This is a genomic window from Paenibacillus sp. ACRSA (genome assembly GCF_022346845.1).
Taxonomy (GTDB): Bacteria; Bacillota; Bacilli; order Paenibacillales; family Paenibacillaceae; genus Paenibacillus.
The window spans coordinates 228,594-252,975 of sequence record NZ_JAKRNP010000007.1 but is presented as its reverse complement, the minus strand read 5'-3'; the positions used below and the strand labels follow the sequence as shown (position 1 = coordinate 252,975).

The window sequence follows — 24,382 nt, the reverse complement described above, 5'->3', positions numbered from 1 at the left end:
GTGGTTCCCCTTTCTCATTAAAACTTTGTGAAATTTTGAACTTTAAAACTTGCTATATAAGGAGATACGTTTCATGACCCCAGAACGTTTCGATTTTTATGACAATCAGCAAAATTGGTTAGGCACGGCACCTCGAACAGAGGTTCATGCCAAAGGATATTGGCACCGTTCATTCCATTGTTGGATCGTGCGTGACGAAGGCGCTCAGCGGATGGTTCTTTTTCAACGAAGACGTGATATCAAGGACACTTTTCCCCTCTACTACGACATTACAGCCGCAGGTCACCTTACTGCTGGCGAACAGCTTCATGAAGCGAGCAGGGAACTAGAGGAAGAGCTCGGCGTTCATGCTGCATTTGAAACGCTGACGTATCTACTCACTGCGAAGCAGGAGCTTCAAGGAGAAGTTCGTGGGCTGCCATTCATTGATCGGGAGTTCAGCTCCGTATATGGACTCTGCCTGAATCAGTCACTTGAAGATTACATCCTACAGCCAAGCGAAGTGCACGGCTTATACGAGGTTGCTCTGGATGATCTGCTCGCGTTATTTCGCGGTGAACGTGAAGTTATCGAGGCTAATGGAATCTGTATGGAGATCGATTGGCTAGCTTCATCCACGACTCAAAGCACAGAAGAACATACCGAACTGGGCGCAAGCGACGATGAGCATTCAGCCATATCCTCTGTGCGCGAGACTGTTACGGTGCATGCTCATGAGTTTGTACCTCATGGGGAGGAATATTATATTCGTGTTCTTGAGGCACTGTATGACGTACCCTCTAGCCGTACGAATACCTAATACATTATGAGATCAACATCATCTTTCCTACTTTCATTCTCCCAAGAATAGCATAGCTTCATACCACTGATTTCTAATTCATATGGCATACGACGATTAGGTTCAAATTTTAATGATCTGAAGCTTCAAGGATTAATAACACAAGAATGTAATGACATACGTGATTTATTGACCAAAACGCTAACGCTCCGGATCTCCTCACAACCAGATAAACAAACAGGCGTCTACCGTATGGCAGCGCCTGTTTTGCTTATCTGGTATTTATAAAGCGATGACTCGTGAACGATTAACTGCTCAGACACAGGTCACGACGATCCATTGCCCTCTGTAGGCTTAGACCAGTATTGTGCTGAGAGACGCTCATAACGACGCCCGTAACGAGCCTCCAGCACTTCTCCCATATCCTGCTCCAACTCGAACAATACCAGATCTTGTGCAAAGTGATTCAACAGCAGCCCTGTCATCACAGGATGCTCTGTGACAACGGCTTGCGTAACACTCCCTTGAGCACGCATCCCCAGCATACACCAGCATCGATCCACCACAAGGGAGAACTTCCGCCCTTCACCATCGGCATAGGCCGACATTCCAGGCCAAGGCAGCGGCTGCTCCAGCATACCTTCACCTTCCTCACAGGACCACAACAGACGTACGCCCCGCTCTTCGGCTTGCTGTAGATCCTCATGAAGCGACTCAATCTCTTCGCGCCAGACGTCAATTACAATCTCATGCTTCGCCTCAGCTAATTGCCGCTTCAGGGTCTCAAACACTTTCTTATCGCCTTCGATATTGTAAAAGGCTGGCTTCTCGGGTTCATGCTGCGGCATGCTGCTCTGTACATAGTTAAGGGAATCTCGCATCTGACCAGAGATCATCCGAGTCATTTCCTCAGGCTTCAGCACACTGTACTTGGCTGGCTCGCCTGCACCACACCGCAGGAATCCACGCTGCTCTAATCGTTGCAGGGTCGCGTATACATTGGAACGGGACACGCCCAGTCGCTTCGCTACCTCATAGCCTGAGGCTGAGCCTTGACGGGCGAGTTCCACCATAATTTTCGATTCCATCTCCGTAAATCCCAGATGACGCAAATGATGCAGCAGTTGGTCCATATTCCCGTCCCCCCATGCTGTCAGCAACCTGCACTGCTACTCACTCATAATGTGGCAGCGCCTCTACTGCATCAGATCTGTTCTGCTCCGCAGCGTGGGCACCATTTGGAGCCTTTGGGCAGCTCTGATGCACAGATCTGACAGTTCACCATTTCACGCGGCACTTCGGTCTGTACTTCCACGGTGTCTACAATTGGGTTATTCTCTTTCCAGTATCGAATGCGCTCATCCAGCTCTTGCTGGCGTTCACGCTCACGCAGCATCTCTTCTTCCCGGCGACGTTCCCACTCTGCATCGAACGCTTCCTTCTCTTCCTGGGTAAATTCCGTACTGTTGTATTCAGTATCCGTCTCCAGATCAGCAATGGATGGAATAACGGTATGGTAAGGCTCATTCTCTTCCAGCTCTTCTTCCACAGGTGCTTGGTATACCGGTTCTCCTACTTGCTGTGCAACAGCAGCCTCTTGTCTGGCGGAAGGAGCTGCCGCGGCAGAAGCTGGTTTAAAATCACCAAGCTTACGTCCACATTTAGGACAGAAGTTCGCATCCAGTGAAGCGACGTGTCCACACTCGCACAACCGTTCATTTTTGAGCTCAGCAATTTTACTACGCAAACTGTCGATCTCATCTTGCAATTCGTCGCACAGATGCGACAAATCGACCATATCTTTCTCCGCACGCGTCATATCTTGGGCACGGTAGCCCTCATAGAAAATTCGACCCATATCTGTAAAATGGACTTCCTGTTCCTGTTGCAAGCCCACGATCTGATTGTTTAGTTTTCCAATCTCCACGGCATGCTGAGCTCGTTCTGTTGCTTTGTTCGCTCCATTCTTAATTCGCTGAAGCAGTTTCATGACATCTCCTCCTCTATTCCCGTCAGGCGCTAAATGATTTCATTCAAGCTAATCTCTTCATTACGCATACATGTTAAGTTCATTTCATTTTCATAGACAGCTTGCTCACTATATAAAATGGACTACAGAATATTACACTTGCTACTCCGTTCCTGTGTAATGAACAAGTTCATTTTATATAAATCTATGCAAACTGCTCGGTATATAACTTATACGATAAGTAGCCAAAAAGTTGCGAAATCCTACGCGAATGCCCGTATTATGCCGATGCTGGATGAATTCGGGGGCTTTCGTTAGGACCATATGTTCGGGTATAATGAAACTTTGTCCCGGCATATCGCCGAACTAAGGCGATTAACCCTATCATACCAATTTACAATGCGATTGTGAAAAGGGCAAATGGATTACTTTTGAACCGGGATAGCCGATCCCTGAATGTATACAGAGGTGGATGAATGATGTTAAGTCCGAACTCAACGTTTTACCCCCGTCCGCTCGGGGTTACCCCTGCGGCATCCCTGCCCCAGTCGCCTTCGGCTCCGCTGGAGACCAGTCGGCAGCTTGTTAGCAAGGATGAACTGGATGCACCTTACTTCCGTTCTCTGGAGGAAGCCGGCATCCGTCTGAACGGTCCTCAAATCTCCGCAGTTCGCCATGGTAGAGGTCCACTATTAACCTTGGCTGGAGCAGGCTGTGGCAAAACGACAGTGCTTGCAGCACGAGCAGGCTACTTAATGGAGGTCAGCGGTGTTCACGCAGGCAGCATCCTGCTCGTGACTTTCACGAACAAGGCGGCGGCCGAGATGAAAGATCGTATTGCCGCCTTGCCAGGTATACGTCCTGCTGCTGCAAGAGCGGTGCAGACGCGTACGTTTCACTCCTTCGCCTTGACGCTACTGCGTCATTACGGCGTTCAGGAGGAGATCTTTGGTGAATCTCGTGCCCAGCACACTGTCATAAAAATGCTCCTACGACAGTACGGCATGAGCGAAGCCTTCCAGCCCGAGAGCCTACTCGCTATGCTATCTGCATGGAAGATGCAAGGTTCACAGACCACCGATCTGCCCGAGAAATCGCAGGAAGAACGTGATGCGAAACGTGTACTTCTCGGTTACGAGAACTGGAAGAAGGAACGCAACAAGATCGATTTTGACGATATTCTGCTGCGTGCCGCTGAATTATTACGTGACCCTGCTGTACTAGGGCCACTTCAACGACGTTTTCAATACATTATGGTGGATGAATTCCAGGATACGAATCATTTGCAATATGAGATTGTGCAGAAGCTCGCCTCGGCTCATCGTAACCTGATGGTCGTTGGAGACGATGATCAGACGATCTATACGTTTAATGGTGCACGGCAGGAATCCATATTAGAATTCGATAAAGTATACCCAGGCGCACGCATTGTGACGCTAGATATTAACTATCGCAGTGATGCACGCATCCTTGGGCTTGGCAGCGAACTGGTAGCGAAGAACAAACGTAGACGGGACAAACGTCTGCGTGCCGCAGGACATCGAGGCGACGCCCCTAGGTTCGCCACACCGTCCAATGCGGAGGAAGAAGCCGCATGGGTTGTAAACCAGATCTGTGAGCAGATAGAAGAAGGTCTGCATACGTATCGGGATATCGCAATTCTGCACCGCACAGCCAGTAGTAGCCGGGCGGTATTTGAGCAACTCGTGTTGAAGGATATCCCTTTTGTCCAACACGGCGCATCACCGGTATTCTATGACCAATCGTTAATTAGACCTTTGATGGATCATATGCGTCTGTCTCTCGATCCGCGGTCTGCGGATGCTCTACCAAGCGCACTCGGCCCACTCTACGTGTCCCGGGATGCTGGACTAGATTGGATTCAACGCAGTGAACAGCAACAAGCGAAGAAGTATCCGCTAATTCATCTAGCGAAATGGGACAAGCTGAAGCCATTTCAACAAGAACAGGTCAAGGAACGTATCAAATTAATTAAGTCACTTCATAAACTGAAACCTGTCATCGCTATTCAAGAGATGCGCCGTCAATTCTATGATAAATATATGGAAAGCGGTGATCCTAGCATCTTCACCCATTATCGGGAAACGATGCTGGAGACGCTCGATGAATTCGAAGCGGCCGCCAAAAAATTCGAAACGGTAGAAGAATTCATTCAGTTCGCTGACGAGCTCTCGCGCAGACATCGGGAGATGGAGTCTCTACGCCGAGCACAAGACAGTGATGCGGTTCAATTAATGACCATTCATCGTGCGAAGGGTCTTGAATTCCCATGTGTCTACTGGATTGGTGCAAGTGAAGGTATCGTTCCTCACAGCTCTTCATTGCGTCAGGATCTGCCTGAGGATCAGAAAGCCGCTCTGTCTGTACAACAGACGGATACCGAGCTGGATATGGCTTTGGAAGAGGAACGACGACTTGCCTATGTTGCCATCACACGTGCGAAACAGTTCTTATACGTCACTTCTCCAGCCAGCCACCATGGTAAACCTGCCGATGTATCCCGATTTTTGCTGGAAGCATTCGGTATGGAGGTTCCGGATAAACGTAAAGGCAGTGAGGGCAATCGAACGGAGAATTCGCGTTCTTATGGTAAAAACCAAGGTCAGAGCTACCGATCCGGTTCACGCAATGAGGATCGTGATGTGCTTCACCGTCGCCCAATTCACTCTAATGGGCATGATGAGCGTCGCCACCGGGAAGAAGAGCTTCATCCACGTAACGAACGGCTTGGTAGCGGCGAAGTTCGTAACCATAAAGCGTTCAGCACGGCAGGTGTTAAACAAGCTCCGAGCTCATCCTCTTCAAGTACAGGATCACATGCTTCAGGTCACTCGGAACGTATGGAGACTGTAGCGATCTGGAAATGTAGCTCATCGACATGTAAAGCTTGGCTGCGTCAGAAACCAGCCGTACCTTCTGCCAAGGCATCCAAAAACACCAAGTCAGGCCCGCCGCCATGCCCCTTGTGTTCGGGAGCCATGGAGGCGAGTACTCGCCAGGTTCCTATGGCAGGAAGATACGGGCGATAGAAAAACGGCCGTTGAACTATATATGACATGCAAAAGAAAGCAGACCCACTAGGAGCTGCTTTCTTTTGCTTTATGCATTATTTTCGCGGTGTACAGGCAGTGATGTATGTTTGTAACTGTAACCTAAGTTAAATTTAGGATATGCTCTCGCTGAAATGTGTTGCCAAAATCTTCAATAGCCGTTGCTTGTATGCATCTACATCATACGAAGAGTTATTTACTTTTTCCTTAGCGATACTCAGGTCGTTATATATGGTCTCTTCCAATTCCCTTCTAGCCTTCAGAACCTGAAGCGTCCCTTCTAATCCATGATAGCCGTGATCTAAGCCAAAGCCTTGGTTGGTGTAATATTCAATAAAACCTTCTGACCATGCTGCTGGTCTCTCCTTGACTGCTCTTCTAAAAGAATGATCAAGATCATCCTGCTCTACGTAAAGTAACAAAGGATTCAGTTGCTCCACAATGGAGGCTAGCTGCTGCACATAACTCATCACTACTTCATTAGCTGCACCATACTTAATCATCCCAATGGTCACAGGGTTCTGTATAAAACAACAATCAAAAACATAAGTATCTGTGCCATGCAAACTATGCTTAGCAAACTGCTCCCATTTTTCCATAATCCGCACTCTATTCTGATCTAACGGCAATTCATAAATATCATATTTAAAGATGTTATCCATCAATTCCTTTGGAATACTTAATCCAAATTCGTTTATTAATTTGCGATATTCCAAGAAATAATGGTTACCATGCTTCATGAGACGTGTACGCAATAAGTCGCTAAACTCCGCATGGTCACGTAGTAATTCTTGATACTCATACTAGCCAAAGCAGGCAACGCCATCATAATCCGCAGGATGATCCAAATTCCCTTCCAGAATTAACTGCGTATTGATGTTCACATCGATGAGGATGTCATGAACAAGCTGAGCCGTTGTTGTTTTGCCGAAGCCGGGTAAACCCTCAATGAGAACTAACTTTGGTTGCATCCGATATTCCTCCATTTCATATTTAGGAGGATAGGCAGGTGAGATTTCCAATGGAGATGCATTTATCCATATAAGTGCGTGTTCAAAAAGGACGGACTATTTGAACACCTCTATAAGTAAAAACGGATACCCTAAGGTATCCGCGCATGGTTTATGTCATACCTTACCCTGCATACCCTGTAAGATGAATAGAAAAGATGCCAAATAAAACGTTGTACAGCGAGCCTTTTGAACAAGCGCTTATCGGCATATTTTCGAATAATTTATCTTTACAGAGTAGTCCACATGATCAGGTATATGCTCCTTTGTATGCATCTCATGACTAATATTACCATTGTGAGTAGAACCCTACAACCATAGTCGAATCATAGAGATTTCGTAGCCATAGGAGTTTCAGCTCTGCTCCTTTTCGTGAACAGTACAGTAGCAAGAAGCAAGGCTATACCTACAGCGATGAAACCCAGCCAGTTCAAATACAAGACAGAGGTACGGCTGATGACAAGCCCCCCTAAGCCAGATCCTAATGCAAACCCAAATTGAATGAACGACGTATTTACGCTCAAGGCAATATCGGGATTGCGAGGTGCTAGTTTGACCAGATATAGTTGCTGCGCCGGAGAAATGCTCCACGTTGCTAACATAAAGATCATTAGAACCAAGATTAATACGATCAGATTAACTCCAGCTAGAGCGAATAAAAGCAGCGTAACTCCTTGTAAAATTAGCCCTAGGAAAATAGTGAATTTCACACCTCTGGCATCGGCCAATTGCCCGCCTACCTTAGAGCCAACAAAGCTGCAAATGCCTGCCAGGAAGAGAACACCGCTAATCTCGGTCATGGAAAGTGAAGATGTCGCCTGCAAGAAAGGCGTAATATACGTGAACAGTGTAGCGTAGCCACCGACATACAATAATGTAATTAGCAAAGCGGTCAGAATAGTCGGATTTCTCATAATAGAAAGCTGCATGCTGAGGCTAGCCTTCTCTTCTTCTTTGATGGACGGAACCTTCTTATAGATGATCAGCAAGGGAACAATGCTTAATACACCGATTAGAATAAATAGAACTCTCCATCCAAACATCTCACTAAAAAATGTACCGATTGGCACACCCAGCACTAGCGAGCTGCTAAGTCCCATCAGAATAACCCCGATGGCATTGCCTCTTCGTTCTTGTTGAACGAGCCTTGTCGCTACGGCCATCGCTACTACGGTAGCCATACCACCACTTGCTCCTTGCACAATTCGGATCCACAGCATGGCTTCATAAGTAAGATCCAAGAACATAAGTCCGTTACTCGCAATAAATATACCAAGGGTCGTCATTAGTAATTTCTTGCGATCTAGATTGATCGTAAGTGTGATCATAATGGGGGCAACTATAGCTGCTGCGAGAGCAAATACCGTTACCAATAATCCGGCTTCGGAGGTTAGCACGCCCAAGTCTGCTGCAATCATCTCAATGACGCCTGTAATAATATATTCAATCGTTCCGATTAGAAAAACAGCCAGGGCTAGAATATAGATAATGCCTTTGTTCTTCAACTCACTTCACCTTCTTCCGTTATCTCATTCGTATTGGAATCTGTATCTCTATACACTTTGCATCTTGTTCTGGGGATAACAGTACATATAACTCCCTACCCGCTTCGTTCTCATTGATCTGATAGTTGTTGGCTTCAATCCATTGGGCTAAATGAACACAGGCAGCACCATCAAACGTTGCATCTGAATGAAAAACCATCGTAGCCATCATTGGCTCAGGAGAAAGGGTTCGTAGCTCAAATGGCTCTGGAGTTGTGCGCAGCTCACAGGTCAAAAAGTAACCCACTTCAAACTCAAACTCATCCTCTTTGCCATCGATTTCTCTCCACAGGACAACCTGAGTCCCTTGAATACACCCACGAATCTCTTTGGTGATGGATTGATCCATCTGACGAATCAGGTTCGGGATATCCTCTTCCCGCCCGTATGTCTTCTGATAAAGGAACGATTGGGCACCTTCCGCCTTAATTCTAATCTCTTGCCCTGTTTCCAATTGCCCCTCTTGTTCGATCAGCTGCATACGTTCCTCAATTCGTAGGAGCTTAGCCTGCTCTGTATCGATAATCCGTTGAATCTCACTTCGCTTCAGCTTGAACATGCCTTGAATGTTCTCCAATGTTATATCTTCTTGAAGCAATTGTGAGATCTGTGGCAATGTAAAACCTAATTCCTTATACATCAGGATTCGGTTAAGCTCAAGAAGCTGATCTGCCGAATAGTAGCGATAGCCTGTATCATGATCTACCTTTCGCGGCTTAAGTATGCCAATCTGGTCGTAATAACGTAGTGTTTTTAAGGAAACCTTACTTAGCCTGGAAAACGCACTGATTTTGAACAACAAGTTCACCTCCTATCTTCAACATAATGTGAGTATACAGTTTCCCGTATAGGGGAGAGTCAAGGGTTAAATTAATCATTAATATAGAAGAAGTAATAGAAGACATACTAGCTGAACTCAAGCTAAAAAAGCTGACTGTATTTCGATCCTAATTCAACAAAACTATAATGATGTTATACATTACGAAGGAGGAATACCTTATTCGTTTCAGGATGGTACCTGCTGTTTATTAACAGTAGAAGGATGATATTTCCATTTTGGAATGGGGGTTATACGAATGCAGGAAGGTAAAGATCATTATTATGTCTCGGTAAGCCACAATCTGATTGAACGTGAACGTCATGAATCAACACCTTTTGAAGTCATGGTGAACGATGAAGAGCTTGTTCAGTTAAAGGATCTGATGAAGGTACTGGAAGATGATGATGCGTACACACTGCAGCGAGCTCCGGTGCCTTATAAGTCAGCAGATCACGATGAAGCAACAGCGCAATTTTCGGATGGAATGACCTTGTTATACACATTTCTATATGACCACGGTACGTCGGGTACTCGGCAGTCCATTGAGAGCATGAATGTGCTGTCCCGGCTGCAGGATACAGACTATGAAGATCCCGGGTACGAGGATTCACCGTTGAATAAATAATAGTAGTCTAGTGACTGAATCAACACCTAAAAAGCATGTATTTTCCGCAAGCGAGCGGATGTGGCATGCTTTTTGGCGTTCCATCCTGCTTCTCTTAGTCCAAACGAATCTCATGCCCCTTCTCGGCAGATTCATAGATTGCGCATAACATACGAGTGGAGGCAACCCCGTCGGCAATGGGGCTGATCGGCTCCGTTCCATTCAGACAACAATCTACAAAGTGATCAATCTGATTCTGAAATGCGCTGTGCATATGCAAACCTGGATTATCGGCTTGGGGCTCTATGTTAAGGATTGTATTATTTTTCTCCGTAACAATCAAAGTTTCCGGCTCTAGCTCGAATCCGCCCCGTTCCCCATATAGTTTAACGGAAGACTCATCACGCTGCGCATGTAAAGTGAAACTGACATCCACAGCAAGTGAAGCGCCATTCTCAAAACGAATTAAGGCATTCGCCATATCCTCCACATTGTTCACGGCAGAGCTATAGTCCGCGGCTTTGTAAAAGGATAGGTGCTCAATATTCGCTCGATTTCCCAGCTTATAATACGTATTGCCACTGACCGATACAGGCTTCGGACATCCCATAAGATACCAGCATTGATCAATAATATGTACACCCAGATCAATTAGTGGCCCACCACCGGATCTATTTTTGTCAGCAAACCAGCCTCCGGGATTACCTAGACGCCGCAGGATGGACGCCTTCGCATAATACAGTTCGCCGAACTCTCCAGCCTGGATAAATTGATGAAGCATCTGCATGTTGTTGTCATATCGCCTGACAAACCCCACAACGAAGGTACATCCACTGCTCTTCACCGCTTCTTCAATCCGTAACGCATCTTCCACATTGGTTGCCACTGGCTTCTCCAGCAAAACATGTTTACCTGCCTTAAGGGCAGCAATCGCAAAATCAGCATGTGTATTATTCCACGTACAGATACTTACCGCGTCTACATGTGGATCTTTCAGCATCTCACGATAATCGGTATACACCGATTGTGCCTCGTACTTCTGGGCCGCCGCTGTTGCACGCTGTTCATTCAAATCACAGATGGCATAGATCACCGCGTTAGGATTCTTGGCATAACACCTCATATGCAGATCTGAAATGGAGCCTGTTCCGATCATACCGATGTGCAGCATTTGTTTGGTGCTCATCTTCATCCTCCCTTCCTTTTCCAACCTGTTGTCACTATTGTGCCCGCAGTTAGGCTGGATCAATACCCTGATTCCAACCGGATCATGCGACAACTAGCTCTCACAGGAACTTCTACTTACTTGAATTTAACCTGATCAGGTTCGCCATAACCTGCTAGTTGAGAAAAACATCCAATTCGTGCTGGTTAACATTGGATTCAACTAACAGACGTGTTGACACTAGATTAAACAGACACCACTCGCTAATGCGTCCTAAAGTGCAACACTGGAGCAAGATATTCCGTCTAGAACACGAAAGCTGGTTGAACATAACAATTACTGTGACTCAATCTAAAATAAGAAGGGAAGATCAACCATGAACAACAACACGACAAAAATAAGCGCCCTTATGGCACTATCCTTAGCTCTGGGTGGAGGATCGGCACTGGCAGCAGCGCCAAACACAACACAGCCCGCACCCCTGATCACTGCATCAGCTCAAACAGAGCAGGCATCTATGATTAAGGTACTCGTAAACGGCGCACCTGCTGCTAATGGCTATAAGACTTCAGCGGATAAAGAGCCCATGCTGGCACTACGGAGTCTTACCGAAGCTCTGGGCTATGAACTTGAGTGGAACAAAGAAGATAAGTCTGCCGAATTGACTCAAGGTAACTTATGGACACGCGTAGTTACAGGCCAAGATCAATATTCCGTGAATAAGATGCTGCTCACGCTAGGAACAGCTCCGGAAATTATCAATGGCACATTGTACGTCCCTGCTTCATTTGCCGAGAAAGTGCTCCATGCACAGGTGACGACTACCGGAAACGCGGTAACGATCGTATCGGAGGAAGCTGTGAAGAACATAACCGAACGTGGTGTTATTACAAGAATTCATAAGGACGGTAGTTATCCATCTGTGCAAATTGGTGGAGCTGGTCTAGATGGAATCGTTCTTAATCTCAATGATGATACCGAATTCAAATCCGCTGAGGGTAAAGAGATTTCACTCGACGATCTTACCCTAGGAATGAATGTAGAAGCTGTGCATTCTGCTATTACCACACGCAGCTTACCACCGCAGACACCAACCTATCAAATTACGGTATTGGATGTGGCTGGATCAGAAGCTGAGACACCACCCCTAGAAGTTCTGGGTACAGCAGGTACAGTTGAACGCGTTCAGACTACAGCGGATACGACACAGATCGAAATATCCGGCACACGCCTGACAGAGACAGCTCCAGAGCATGTTATCTTGAACATCACGGATGCGACACAACTCGTAGATCACGAGGGGAATCCTGTCGAGTTAACCGAACTGACAGAAGGTGCTAAAGTGATTGGATTCTATAGCCCTATGCTGACGCGTAGTCTGCCACCGATCGGAACAGCCTGGAAACTGGTGTTAGAGGCACCTGACGCCCAGCCTGCAGCTGATGAACAAGCGGACACTGAACAAGCAGAGTAATACGGCTTGGTACGCTTCCCATGCTAGTGGAGCGTAGAGTCAGCATAAAGTGCCATTGCTGATCAAAAAGCAAAAATAACCTTACCCGCTTGTCCTTTTGAGGGCAGGGTAAGGTTATTTTATATCTTTTTTTATGCTTCCTCAGACTCAATTACAGCCTCAACTTCAATCTCTACCATAAGCAAAGGATCAATAAGTGCACTAACTTCAACCATGGTGGCAACAGGCTGGATCTGTCCAAAGAACTCACCGTGCGCCTTACCTACTTCTTCCCACCGAGAGATATCCGTAACGAACATTCGAGTTCGCACAACATGGGTGAGGTCTGCACCTAATTCTTGCAATGCTTTCTCAATCGTCTGCAAAATAAATCTGGTCTGTGCATATGGATCACCTGCACCCACCACGACACCATCCTGCATCGCCGTTGTGCCTGCCACTTCAATCCGATTGCCGACTCTGATCGCCCGGCAATAACCGACAAGCGGCTCCCAAGGAGAACCTGTAAACACCTGCTGTCTGCTCATGCTCTATTCCCTCGCTTTACCATCAAGTTTATTTTCATAACTATACCAACTTTCATAGGTCTAGACCATTCATTTCAAGCCTAACTACTCCCGCGCTGTGCAAACATAAAATTGATGTGAACACTCAAAATCGCTATGAAAACAAAAAAAGCCCCACACAAACAGGAAAGATTGGATCATTCCATGTTTGTACAGGAGCTTACATCATTTGTTTAAGGACTACATAAACTTCTAACTTAGACGAGCTACACTATTACAACTTGATATTCGCCTCATCAAAGTATTCTTCGAGGGTTAATCCACTCTTCACGATGTCTTGCGCCAGTTCCTTACCCACGTAGCGAATGTGCCATGGCTCATAAACATAACCCGTCACATCCTCCTCGCCTTCGGGATACCGAATCACATAACCGTATTCTGCGGCATGCTCATCTAGCCATTGACCCTCTTTTGATGATCCAAATACTTCTTCAAGCACATTGCCCACACTTGGGCTGGATACATCAATCGCAAGTCCAGTCTGATGCTCACTTCGACCTGGTACGGCACTTACACGCGAAGCGTATGCTTCACCTTTGGTTTTGACATTATTGTTGTAGATGGATACTTGGCGTTGGTACGAACGATAGCCAGACACGGCACGAAGCTCAATGCCATCCGCTTTTGCACCTGCGAACAGCTCCTCCAATGCCCCGGCAGCTTCCTTACGCATGTGCCGCTTCTCATGTGGCTCGTCAAAAGAAAACTTCACATTTGGTTCAACGAGATCACTCGGCTCATAACCCTCTGGCAAGCTACGCTGTTTGTTGACGATGACAGTCATCGCCTCTGCATTAGTCACGACCGATTGACTATCAATTGTATTTTGCAATGCACTGACACTACGCTCCTGCATCACAGGATCATCTGCTGTCGCTTCATTCCCATCGGCCGAGGAACCTTGGTTCTCCCCTTCTGACGCTGCATCTGAACCGCTATCTGTGTCCTCACTGCTGTCTGTAGCTGGGGTATCCTGCCCCTCATTAGGAGTGCTACCATCTGTTCCCGTATCATCTGTAAAATGAATGGTTGTGCCATCTGATTCCTGCTGTGTGTTGCCTGCTGTGCTCGGATTCTGGCTCTCATTCGCACTCGAACCGTCCTGACAAGCGGATAGCAACATGCCACATAATATAAATGAGGACAGCATCACTGTGATGCTCCGTTGTCTGCCTGTACGTGATTTCATGTAAAAACTCCTATCGCCATCCATTTTATAGTGCGTGTTCAAAAAGCGTGGTTCCTTCGCAATCAAAAGCGAACTTTTTTTGAACAACCTTTTATATTGCAATCTGTTATGTTCAGGGATATGCATCAAAGCATTCTTCCCCTGCGACAGTATACCTTATATGCGGGCGAAGCTCCACCGTTAAAGACTCCCTTCATCCGAACTCATTATTACCCCAGATGGGATGATCTGCATATTAGACCGTTTTTCAGCCTTTTATAGCCTAATCCCAGTTGCTGTCGTTCCAAGCAGGCCATTGGCAATTCCATAGATGTGTCAAAATGAAAGCCTAGGCGGTGACCATGACAAATAAGCAGGGATGATCTACGATCTCCCCGCTTAACGCCTTGCATCACTTAGTTGCCTTGCTGTCCTTGTTCTTCTTCTGGACAGCCTGCCATATCCGCGCAGCAACACGCTCGCGGATCAGCGTAAGCCCAGCAACGGCCGGCACGCCTGGCAGCAGCGCCGTTAGCTCCGGCGTTGCCGGCGGCTTGCCCGGCTGCGCCAGCTGCACCTGCACGGCGCCAAAGCCTGGCCCTGGCTGGTGCATGGCGCCTTCTGCGGCAGCCTCGGCGATCCACTCGCCGACGGCAGCGCCGCCTTCGCCGCCCCGCGCCTGCGGGCGGCCAGCCGTCTCGGCTGCGCGGCCAGGGCCGCTGGGTTCAAGGGCGAGTTCCTCCGCCCATGAACCCAGCACGCCAGCGAGCAGCGCTGCGCGCGGCAAGCCGGCGTGCGCTAGCTGCAGCAGCGGTTCGGCCGCGTAGCGCGCGGCTGCGGCTTGCACAGCGGCAGCGACATGCGCGCAGCCCAGGCTGCCGCAACTGCACATGGCGGCAGCGCCGAGCGTAGCCTGCGCGGTTGGCTCCGCCGCTTGCGTGAAGCCCACCGCGGTAGGCAACAACGCTGCAAGCTCCGCTGGAACCGGAGCTTGAGCTTGAGGCGCACTACTGCGCAGCAGTGCATACAGCGCTAGCGGACGTTTGCGCAGTTCCGCCAAAATCGCCTCACGTGCTGCCTCACTAAGCTGTGGCAGCGTGCAGGTTACCGTATACACACCTTCACCTGCGGAATCATGGTTTTTTACACCCTTCCCAGATGCATCAGAGGTAACGACCCTCGTATCTGTTGTACCCGAATCTATATCAGCCTTTTTCGGCTTCGAAGTTGTGGGTGCATGAACCTTTTCCTTCACTTCTGCTGTCCATCCAACGGGGGACATATGCAGCTCGACATTCCATTTTTCGCTCACAACAATCCCCCTTTAATTAGGGCATGTCTAAAAACCCGCTCAAGGTCATCTTGCACCGCCTTTTCTCCCCCTGCTGCGTCAGTTTCACTTAACTTACCCCCGGTAAGCCTGCGTAAAACTTCCTTGCATGAGACGAAAATTCGGCACAATTTGTTCCCCTCAGAGTATTCAGACACGCCCTAGTCGTGTCTCATCTTATTCTTATAACCATGTCTCGCCCTGGAGCGAGATCAGTCCACGCAGCTCATCGTCTGACATTTCGGTCAACCAATTCTCGCCGGAACCTACGACTTGCTCCGAGAGAGCTTTCTTACTTTCAATCAGTTCATCGATCCGTTCTTCTAACGTTCCCTGACAGATCAGCTTATGCACCTGTACGTTGCGGTTCTGTCCGATCCGGAACACCCGATCCGTCGCTTGGTTCTCCACTGCCGGGTTCCACCAGCGATCATAATGAATGACATGACTTGCACGCGTCAAATTCAGACCTACGCCGCCTGCACGAAGAGATAAGACAAATAACGAAGGCCCTTCCCCTTTTTGGAATGTCTCGACCATTTCGTCCCGTTGTATTTTGGACACACCGCCATGCAGGAAATACGGCTCCTCTTCATAGCGCTGTGTTAATCGTGATACCAACAACTCTCCCATAGCCACATACTGCGTGAAAATCAATGCAGACTCTCCGTTGTCTCGAATGGCGTCTACAAGCTCCAACAGGCGCTCCATCTTGCCAGATGCCTCCACTTTGGCGTGATCCTTCCGATTGCTATCCGCCAGCACCGGATGATCGCAGATCTGCTTCAGTTTGGTCAGCGATGACAGCACAATCCCTTTGCGGGCAATGCCATTTCTGCCATCCAATCCACCCATCAGATCATCAACAACACGCTGATACAGCACCGTCTGCTCTGGTGTCAGGGAACAGTAGGATTTCAGTTCCAGCTTCTCCGGTAGATCCTTGCGAATGTCCGGATCACTTTTGAGCCTACGCAGCATAAATGGAGACACAAGTCGGTGAAGCTCCCGCAGAGAAGCCCCATTCTCTTCCGAGGTTCCTGTACCTGTATAGCGCTGGCGGAACGACGAAGCCGTGCCTAAGTACCCTGGATTCAAGAATTGGAAAATGGACCACAGCTCGCTCAGCCGGTTCTCTACCGGCGTACCCGTCATTGCAATTCGGTGAGGAGCAGACAGACGCATCACGCTCTGCGCCTGTTTTGTACGATAATTTTTAATATACTGTGCTTCATCTAGCACCACAGTAGACCATTGCAGCGAAGCGAGATCAGGCCCATCCCGGCCAGCTAGATGGTACGTCGTTAACACGATATCATGAGCCTGTGCCTCTGCCTGGAATGCAGCACCATGCAGTCGCTGTCCGCCATGATGAATATAGAGGGTTAGGTCAGGGGCGAACCGCTTCAGTTCCCGCTGCCAGTTTCCTAGAAGGGATGTTGGACACACAATTAATGCAGGTAGATGAACTCCCTGCGAATACGCAGCGGCATCCCATTCCGATGTGCCATCTGCTCGCGTCTCTAATGTTTCCTCATCATTCTCTTCCGCTTCCTGCGCAGCGATCTGTTGCTCCTCGTGCTTCAGGTCGAGCAGACAGGTGATGACCTGAATCGTCTTACCAAGACCCATATCATCCGCCAGACATACGCCGAACCCTAGCTCACGCATGGCCGATAACCACTGATATCCCCGTTCCTGATAAGGACGAAGCTCTCCATGCAGCTCTTTGGGCACTTGGCGTGGTTCAATGCTGCGCAGCACCTGTCCATCCAGTAAGAAGGAGAGCAGTCCTTCCGATTCTGCGCCAAATACAGACAGACCTTTCCATGCGGCATCCTCGCCTTCTTCTGCGGCCAGGTGCAACCATTCAGATAGAGGCATGTATTGTTCTTCTTCTTTTTTCATGTAACGAAGAACTTGGCGAATTTCCTTCGTATCCACTTCGATCCATTCACCGCGGAACATCACATACGGAACCGTCGCTTCAGCCAGTGCAGCGAGCTCCTCCGGTGTCACTGGTTTACCATCGATCATCGGTTCAGCCTTAAACGCCACAAGCTGTTCCATGCCCAGTGCAGATGAAGCGCTCGGCGTCTGTTCTGTGCCACGATTCAGCATCTGTAAACGTAAACCAGCACGACGCTTGCCCGCTCGACTCCAGCGAGAAGGCATGAGTACCGTCACCCCAGACTTCTGTAAACGAGGTACGGCATGTGTTAGAAATTCGAAGAAGGCTTGCTGTGAGAGCTTAATCCCTTCAGGACGTGGCTCAAGCAATGCAGTCTCAAGCTCTGGAGCCAACTCCGTTGCGTACCCTAGCGCCATTAACAGCTGTTCTGCAATAGCGGCATATTGAACCTTACCTCGATCTAAATCACGCTCTGGATGAGCCCAGATTGTGCGAGCGGGCAGTCTCAGCCCCGGCTCCTGCACACTGTCTACCCAGAACGTAATGCCCCATAATGTCTCCAGCTCGCCAAGGGGCGGCTCAAGCCGTAATACAAGTTTAATTTCACCTTCTGTAGGAGCAATCTCTTCCGTTCTCATCAAGGGCATGGATGTGCCCCCGGCGTCTTGAATTGTCTCCATGAATTCAGTCAGTTCCTCCGTCGCTCCCTGTACGGTCACAGGGCGGAACATCGATATTAAACTGTTCCACCACAGCTCTGATACTGGAGAAGATCCACGCCGGAATTGCGTCCGGTACCGTGACATTTCACTATCCATGCCCTCCAGCTCACCTGTGACAACGGCATTAACCATGCTGCTCATAAATGAAAATAAGACAGTCGCGCCTGCCTCTTCTCGCGATTCCGGTTCCGAAGAAGCGTAAGCCCCCGGCGCAGATAGACCAATTGGTGGCACAGCCTCAGCTAATTCTCGGAATCGCTCCACGTCTGCCTCATGTAATAAGCGCGGGCGCCATACACCGATTAACGTTTCTTGCCCCGTGCGCCGACGCGCTCCTGTCTTCGCAGCAAATTCAGCCGCTGGCGCAATCTCCCCACGCAGCAACAATTCCTGTGTAAATTCGGCTGCTTTTACCCAATATTTAATCTCTTCTCCAGCTTGAATGCCTGCCGCATTCAGTATGCTGTCATCCCAATGGAGCAGCAGCTTAAATGTATCTTTGGGCGACATTGCCAGTCCTTCGAGCGTTCTTCCAAGTAATTGGCGACGCTTCGTTCCCTTGGCTTCAGCAGCATTACGCATCGGATTCGGCCAGCGCAACTCCGCAAGACGCAGAGCGGCAGGCTGAAATAGACGACCCCCGTCGCCAAAATTTAGCCGTCTGACCACGTGACTCCAAGCATCTACACGTGGTTCCGATGTTTCACCGGAAAAACAAAAAAACACGTCACCAAGCCATACACCATACAGCGATTGCATCATTACAGTCTCCCGTCATCCCTTCGCATTGTTACTCTCCATCATATACGAAAATGAGTCGATTTAAAAACCTTTACCTATAAAAATTGCTTATTTTCATCGTTTGGTATGCAAAAAATGCCCCTCTTCCCCCCGAAAGAGGATAAGGAGCATTTAGAGAAATCAACTACCTATGTCTTCACTGAACGATGAAATATAGATAATGAACTTCGTATTTACACGTGAGCTAAACGGAAAGTTGTAACTAATACAGCCTTGGAACGATTACGAGTGGGTCAAGCTGCCCAGCAGAGCTTCAAGGTTTAAAATACCCGCTGTATGATCTTCACCGTACCCGATTTCATTGAAGACTCCACTCATGAATCTTTTGTGTTCTTCCGCAGGTTTTTCAAATCGTTCATATGTTACGACAGAATCAACCGTATCTACAATTAGAGGTACAAACCCATCTTTGTACGGTACAACAATAATCCGTGTGGCAGAAGTGTCCTCCTGATCCGGCATGCCTAACAACACACGCAAACTTACAACGGAGACAACTTTCCCGTATAGCGAAGTAAACCCTCTAATTTCCGGACTTCCAAAAGGAACCGTTGTAACCGGCACCATTCTAATGATTTCTTGAACTTCATCAATCCGAAGTGCAAAAAACTGCTCTCCTACCGAGAAATTAATATATTGAATGTTCTCATCCATAGATCCCTCAGACCCTTCTCATTTCCATTTTTAGAACCTTACATCGTCATACTTCATCTGTAGATGAATTAATTTCACTAGGTTTCGTCATTCGGCATAACTGTGATTCGGCATAACTAATCTTTATTCATATTATATCGGTCTAGGTCAGGTGAAATTTTACCCTGTAATATGAATCTGAGATTCTAGCATTCACCCGCAAAATCCTCTCTTCCCCATCTAGCAGAGAGAACAAATCCACCCTTTTTTATTCGGCAACCTGAATGGTTCATATTACCTACTCCATATCTGTAACATTACAGCAAAACATTGACGATATACATAGTATATTCAAACATTCGTTCAAGGACTAAAGTCCCAGGGTGTTATTTCAGAAACGAGGTAAATATTATGACGTTAAAAACCAAAGTCATTTTCATCGTCACCGCGATCTGTATCCTGCTGGCAGCACCCATTGGATACATCTCTCTCTACGTTATTGAGAAGCAAGCTACAGAATCGGTCGATAATGAGCTGCAAAGCACCGTTCAAAAAGCTGTAGCCGAGGTCGACGGCTGGGCGATGACTCAAGCCAAAGTTATTGAAACCGTCGGAAAGGTCATCAATGACACTGTTCCACTTCAAGAAATTAGCATGGAGCATCTTCAGGCATTCCAGTTGCCAAATAATAAGGAAGATATCGCTACGATTTATTTTGGACTTGAGGACGGTACATATCTAGATGGTGCAGGTTTTCAGCCGGATGCATCCTTCGATGCGCGTCAGCGCCCGTGGTACCTTGCTATCAAGGCTTCTAATCAGCTTACTTTCAGTGATGCTTATGTAACCCAAGCGGGTGTACAATCTATCTTTATCGGGGTACCTCTGCATGACGAAAACGGCAACTTCCAGGGGGCTATCTCGGAAAATATCTCTCTTAATTCGATCAAAGATGAGATTAGTTCCATAGAAACCGATAATGGATTCACCTTTTTGCTAGACCAAACCGGTGTGGTACTCTCTCACCCCAATCATGATCTGCTGAATACGCCGCTTGCTGAACAGAGTGACTATACCGAAATCGTAGGTAAGATGCTTGCAGAACCAAGTGGAATGTCAGAGTATACATACAACAATGATCGGCAGCTCATCTACTATGAGAAAATTCCGAACACCAATTGGATTGCAGCGACTTCGATCTCCAAATCAGCTGCTTTGGCAGAATTCACGAAGATGAGACAACTGTTTATTGCATTTATCGTGATCTTTACTCTAATTTTGGCTGCTCTTGCCTATTTCTTAGCCTTAAAAACGATTAAGCCTTTGATTGCGATGAAAAACAGTGCACAACAATTGGCCGCAGGTGATCTCACCGTGCAGGTTTCCGTTAAAGGAAAAGATGAGATTGCTCAGCTCGGAGCATCCTTCAATGAGATGTCATCTTCACTTCGCAGCCTAATTCAACAGGTCGATCAGTCTGCACAACAAGTGCAATCTTCCTCTCAAACGATGTTTAAGGATGCATCAGGTAGTAATGAAATTGCGGGGCAGATCTCAACCGTTATTGATGAAATTGCCAAAGGTGCAGGCGAACAAGCCGAATCTATACAAGCCGGAGCTGAGATGGTATCAGGCATCAATCAAGTGATTGATCAAATTACAGACGAGGCACGTCAAGCATCCGAAACCATTCTGGACGTGAATCATGCGATGGAGAGCGGAAACGATGCGATCGCAAGGCAGAATGATCTCTCACAAGCAGGGCATGAATCAACCAATCGAGTGGAATCGTCCAATCAATTGTTATTGAGTAAGCTTAACGAAATTTCAGTCATTACCGGTAGTATTCAGAACATCGCAGCCCAAACTAATCTATTGGCATTGAATGCCTCTATTGAGGCTGCCCGCGCTGGAGAGCATGGCAAAGGCTTCGCTGTAGTCGCTGGTGAAGTGCGTAAGCTTGCAGAACAATCCTCTCAGTCTGTAGCTGGAATTGATCAGTTATTGAATGATCTACATGCTGCAGGTCAACAGAGTGCGACCGAACTGGAACAATTCCGCCTGAATAGTGCGGAGCAATCCGATTCCATGGCAGACACCTCAGCATCCTTTGAGCGTATTCGCCAATCTATTGATGAGATTATTCACAAAATCAACTCGATCACAACAGGTATGAACGAAATCAAATCAGGTGCCGCTCAAGTATAGGACGTTATGACAGGGCTAGCAGCCGTTGCCGAGGAAAGTGCCGCCTCTACCGAGGAAGCTGCTTCCTCCACAACGGAACAATCCCAATCGATTGGCAACATATCCGTTGCAGCCAAAGCTCTGTCTGACCATGCGGATCAATTACTACGTGAGGTTAGTCGTTTTAATACAGAATCTAAATAAATAAGACTTTATCTCTGTTCATTTCTTGTAAAAAGGCATTTATATCATTTATGAATGTGATGTTGCATTAGAAATACTTGCACACCTTCGTAGGCAAATGGAAGAAACCTCTGTCAACAGTGGCTTCCACTTGCCGAACGGAGGTTTTTTTATTTTCTTAAATTAAATACTTATTCATCTGTGGATATCTGCATGTTATCGATAGAAACGACGGAAATTAGGCTGTAATATATTGTATTTCAACAGATTGTGTATATCTTGTGCATAAGTTACCCACAGACTGTGTACAGTTACCCACAATTCTGTGGGTAACCTTTCGTATGTTGTGCATATGTTGTGTATTTGTAGGATAAACTACCGTAAGAATTTACACTGCCTCTAGAAGGGCTGCGTATTGTGGATAGGTTGTGTATACGATTCCATTTGGTTCAGGCATGTGTCTTCAATTCCTGTTCTATTTGCCAATCAGCAAGTTGCCCTGCCGTCTCTTGTGGATGAAAAATCGGAAACTGGTGTCCATAAGGAAGCTCTGCACACTTCAAGGAGGTCGGAAGCTCCTGTGGACGCCCGTATCCGGTATCTTCCCTCCCCCACACGAATAGTGTTCTTATCGCTTCATCATAGGTTGGAACGACAGCTCGATCCGGACACTGAATCCAGCGAAGAAGATCGGCATTGGCTCCAGCGATCCGAGGGGATCGCAAGCTAGTAGAGACTCTCTCGGCATATGCTAGAAGTGTTGTTTCATCTATCGTAGTGGAGTCTGCACGTTTGAATTGCCTTACTAGGCGCCGCGGGCTCATTCGGGAGAGTTGTTTTTGCAGCATTCTTCTAGGTAGCTTAGAGGCCAACCGTTGAACTTGGTCCTCAGAAGCTGTCCATACCGGTTGTAGCACAGCCAGTTGAACATTCTCCCGTTTACATTCTCGCAGGACTGCTCCAGCTATGTTTGCTCCAATAGAGTGCCCTACGAGTCTGAATGAACCCGATATCTCATTCAACACCCCCGCAACCGCCGTAACCTGACCTTTAAAACCCACTTCCACTTGCAACGATCCTAGAGCTGGAGAACGACCAAATCCAGCAAGATCCACTAGCCAAATTGGATTCCCCGTTAAACGCTGTAACGCCTGCCCCAGAGGTAACATTTCATCTGCACTACTCATTAATCCATGGATGATTACCCATGGCTCGCCGTGACCTTCGTGGACAAGCACCGCTAGATTGCCTTTTCTTGTCCGCACCCAACCTTCAGGTAGAGCTTTGGCTGCAACGATCGGACTAGTCAAACGATAGTCTAGATCAGCAATGACATGGGGTAGTAACGGAACGACATTAGGTATTTTTTGCCCCATGCGAAGAAATAACTGCTCCGTCTGTTCCACGTCAAAATGCTGCTTCGTAATAAACGAGATGGACTCTGGCGGAATACCGCTAATTCGTTCTCCACCAGCCTTCATCGCTGCATGAATCATTGGAAGAGGAGCCGACCACTGAGGTGAAGGCACGTCCAATGTTGTCGCCATAAGTTGAATGAGTTCCTTCATATTGGGACTGTCCTCCTTTGGCAATAATACAGGGTAAGTACCTCCGTTCGACTCTACTTCTCTGGATAGATAAACAATGGTTTGTGCGACCACATCATTGGATATGAGAGGCAACCAGTGAGATGCTCCCCCAGGAATGATCGGCATTCTTCCCTTACTCATTGCTTGTACAAGCATGCCAATGCCACCTGTTTGTTCTGTTTCCCCCGTTGGATATGCACCCACAACTGTACTTGGGTTCACAACGGATAGAGGATAAGCACACCTCTCCGCGTGTTGACGAATATATGCGTCTGCTTCGAATTTCATATGTTCATAGGCACTCTCGGTATGCAACATGTTGCTGCTCGTGCTACGCCAATTTTCTGATGGAGTGAGGGAAGTTTCCTCAGTAGAACCCTCTGCTTCTGTAGCGTTTTTCCCATACGGACTCATAAAACCAACAACGTGGATTAAATGTTTTAGTCCATGTGCACGATGAATCTCTTCAGCAAGCGCTGCTATTTCCCTAGCCCCATTCATAAAAATACGCTCTGCTACCGTTCGCTCCAGTGTCACATCCATCGTTCCACCCGCATGAATGATGACATTCGCTCCGATTGCTAGCTTATAATCTTCTGTACTAAGCCCAAGTCCCGAAACGGATAGATCCCCTTGAACAAATGTAATTCGACTAAAGTCGGCTACACCGTATGCTTCTAGTGTGGCTTTGGCTTTTACTTTGGATCGTACAAGCAGGATCAAATTCGAGTTTTCATCAATGAGTTGTCTAACTGCCTCCTTACCGATGAATCCAGTGCTACCTGTAAGTAAAATGGTTGTTGCTTCATGATCGGTTAAGCTCATTTCTGTTGTGTATGTACGATATTCCATTATC

At 47.5% G+C, this 24,382-nt stretch carries 17 protein-coding genes and 1 pseudogene; 6 read left to right on the top strand and 12 right to left on the bottom strand.

The features are described from left to right. The first annotated feature begins 73 nt into the window (after positions 1–73). Positions 74–799, top strand: a complete 726-nt coding sequence (locus tag MH215_RS20515) for an NUDIX hydrolase (RefSeq protein ID WP_239293070.1) — start codon at positions 74–76, stop codon at positions 797–799. Between the two features lie 305 nt (positions 800–1,104). Here the strand turns inward: MH215_RS20515 and MH215_RS20510 are convergent, their stop codons facing one another. Both MH215_RS20510 and MH215_RS20505 read right to left on the bottom strand, forming a co-directional pair. Further along, complete coding sequence (locus tag MH215_RS20510) at positions 1,105–1,911, bottom strand: TrmB family transcriptional regulator (protein WP_239293069.1); 807 nt, start codon at positions 1,909–1,911, stop codon at positions 1,105–1,107. Between the two features lie 71 nt (positions 1,912–1,982). Beyond that, complete coding sequence (locus tag MH215_RS20505; RefSeq protein WP_145050325.1) at positions 1,983–2,768, bottom strand: zinc ribbon domain-containing protein; 786 nt, start codon at positions 2,766–2,768, stop codon at positions 1,983–1,985. 458 nt (positions 2,769–3,226) lie between these two features. Here MH215_RS20505 and MH215_RS20500 point away from each other — a divergent pair, with 458 nt between their 5' ends. After that, positions 3,227–5,797 (top strand): UvrD-helicase domain-containing protein, encoded by a 2,571-nt coding sequence (locus MH215_RS20500; RefSeq protein ID WP_239293128.1) that lies wholly within the window; start codon positions 3,227–3,229, stop codon positions 5,795–5,797. Positions 5,798–5,931: 134 nt separating this feature from the next. On the opposite strand, the pseudogene MH215_RS20495 reads toward MH215_RS20500, so the two are convergent. The 3 genes and pseudogenes from MH215_RS20495 to MH215_RS20485 form a co-directional block, all read right to left on the bottom strand. Continuing rightward, positions 5,932–6,789 (bottom strand): annotated as a pseudogene (locus MH215_RS20495) (P-loop NTPase family protein). A 365-nt stretch (positions 6,790–7,154) separates the two neighbouring features. Further along, positions 7,155–8,333 (bottom strand): MFS transporter, encoded by a 1,179-nt coding sequence (locus tag MH215_RS20490; RefSeq protein WP_239293068.1) that lies wholly within the window; start codon positions 8,331–8,333, stop codon positions 7,155–7,157. Positions 8,334–8,352: 19 nt separating this feature from the next. Continuing rightward, a complete protein-coding gene (locus MH215_RS20485; protein WP_239293067.1) occupies positions 8,353–9,171 on the bottom strand; it encodes a MerR family transcriptional regulator in 819 nt (272 codons plus the stop codon). Positions 9,172–9,448: 277 nt separating this feature from the next. Between MH215_RS20485 and MH215_RS20480 the strand changes: the two genes are divergently transcribed. Continuing rightward, complete coding sequence (locus MH215_RS20480) at positions 9,449–9,817, top strand: hypothetical protein (protein ID WP_239293066.1); 369 nt, start codon at positions 9,449–9,451, stop codon at positions 9,815–9,817. A gap of 94 nt (positions 9,818–9,911) precedes the next feature. On the opposite strand, the gene MH215_RS20475 is transcribed toward MH215_RS20480, so the two are convergent. Then, on the bottom strand, positions 9,912–10,982 hold the full coding sequence (locus MH215_RS20475) for a Gfo/Idh/MocA family protein (protein WP_239293065.1): 1,071 nt from the start codon (positions 10,980–10,982) through the stop codon (positions 9,912–9,914). Positions 10,983–11,337: 355 nt separating this feature from the next. On the opposite strand from MH215_RS20475, the gene MH215_RS20470 reads away from it, so the two are divergent. Then, positions 11,338–12,435, top strand: a complete 1,098-nt coding sequence (locus MH215_RS20470; protein ID WP_239293064.1) for a copper amine oxidase N-terminal domain-containing protein — start codon at positions 11,338–11,340, stop codon at positions 12,433–12,435. A 131-nt stretch (positions 12,436–12,566) separates the two neighbouring features. Here MH215_RS20470 and MH215_RS20465 read toward each other — a convergent pair whose 3' ends face one another. The 5 genes from MH215_RS20465 to MH215_RS20445 all read right to left on the bottom strand — a co-directional run bounded on the left by MH215_RS20465 (position 12,567) and on the right by MH215_RS20445 (position 19,588). After that, positions 12,567–12,962: a RidA family protein gene (locus tag MH215_RS20465; protein ID WP_239293063.1), complete on the bottom strand. Its 396-nt coding sequence runs from the start codon at positions 12,960–12,962 to the stop codon at positions 12,567–12,569. Between the two features lie 253 nt (positions 12,963–13,215). Further along, on the bottom strand, positions 13,216–14,190 hold the full coding sequence (locus tag MH215_RS20460; protein ID WP_239293062.1) for a M15 family metallopeptidase: 975 nt from the start codon (positions 14,188–14,190) through the stop codon (positions 13,216–13,218). 391 nt (positions 14,191–14,581) lie between these two features. Beyond that, positions 14,582–15,481 (bottom strand): hypothetical protein, encoded by a 900-nt coding sequence (locus tag MH215_RS20455; protein WP_239293061.1) that lies wholly within the window; start codon positions 15,479–15,481, stop codon positions 14,582–14,584. A 201-nt stretch (positions 15,482–15,682) separates the two neighbouring features. After that, positions 15,683–18,895, bottom strand: coding sequence for a DEAD/DEAH box helicase (locus MH215_RS20450; RefSeq protein WP_239293060.1), 3,213 nt, complete (start codon positions 18,893–18,895; stop codon positions 15,683–15,685). A 261-nt stretch (positions 18,896–19,156) separates the two neighbouring features. Further along, positions 19,157–19,588 (bottom strand): chemotaxis protein CheW, encoded by a 432-nt coding sequence (locus MH215_RS20445; RefSeq protein WP_056704132.1) that lies wholly within the window; start codon positions 19,586–19,588, stop codon positions 19,157–19,159. Positions 19,589–19,978: 390 nt separating this feature from the next. Here MH215_RS20445 and MH215_RS20440 point away from each other — a divergent pair, with 390 nt between their 5' ends. Both MH215_RS20440 and MH215_RS20435 read left to right on the top strand, forming a co-directional pair. Next, positions 19,979–21,775, top strand: a complete 1,797-nt coding sequence (locus tag MH215_RS20440) for a methyl-accepting chemotaxis protein (protein WP_239293059.1) — start codon at positions 19,979–19,981, stop codon at positions 21,773–21,775. Positions 21,776–21,781: 6 nt separating this feature from the next. Then, complete coding sequence (locus MH215_RS20435; RefSeq protein WP_239293058.1) at positions 21,782–21,958, top strand: hypothetical protein; 177 nt, start codon at positions 21,782–21,784, stop codon at positions 21,956–21,958. Positions 21,959–22,386: 428 nt separating this feature from the next. On the opposite strand, the gene MH215_RS20430 is transcribed toward MH215_RS20435, so the two are convergent. Next, positions 22,387–24,378 (bottom strand): alpha/beta fold hydrolase, encoded by a 1,992-nt coding sequence (locus tag MH215_RS20430; protein ID WP_239293057.1) that lies wholly within the window; start codon positions 24,376–24,378, stop codon positions 22,387–22,389. Positions 24,379–24,382: the final 4 nt, after the last annotated feature.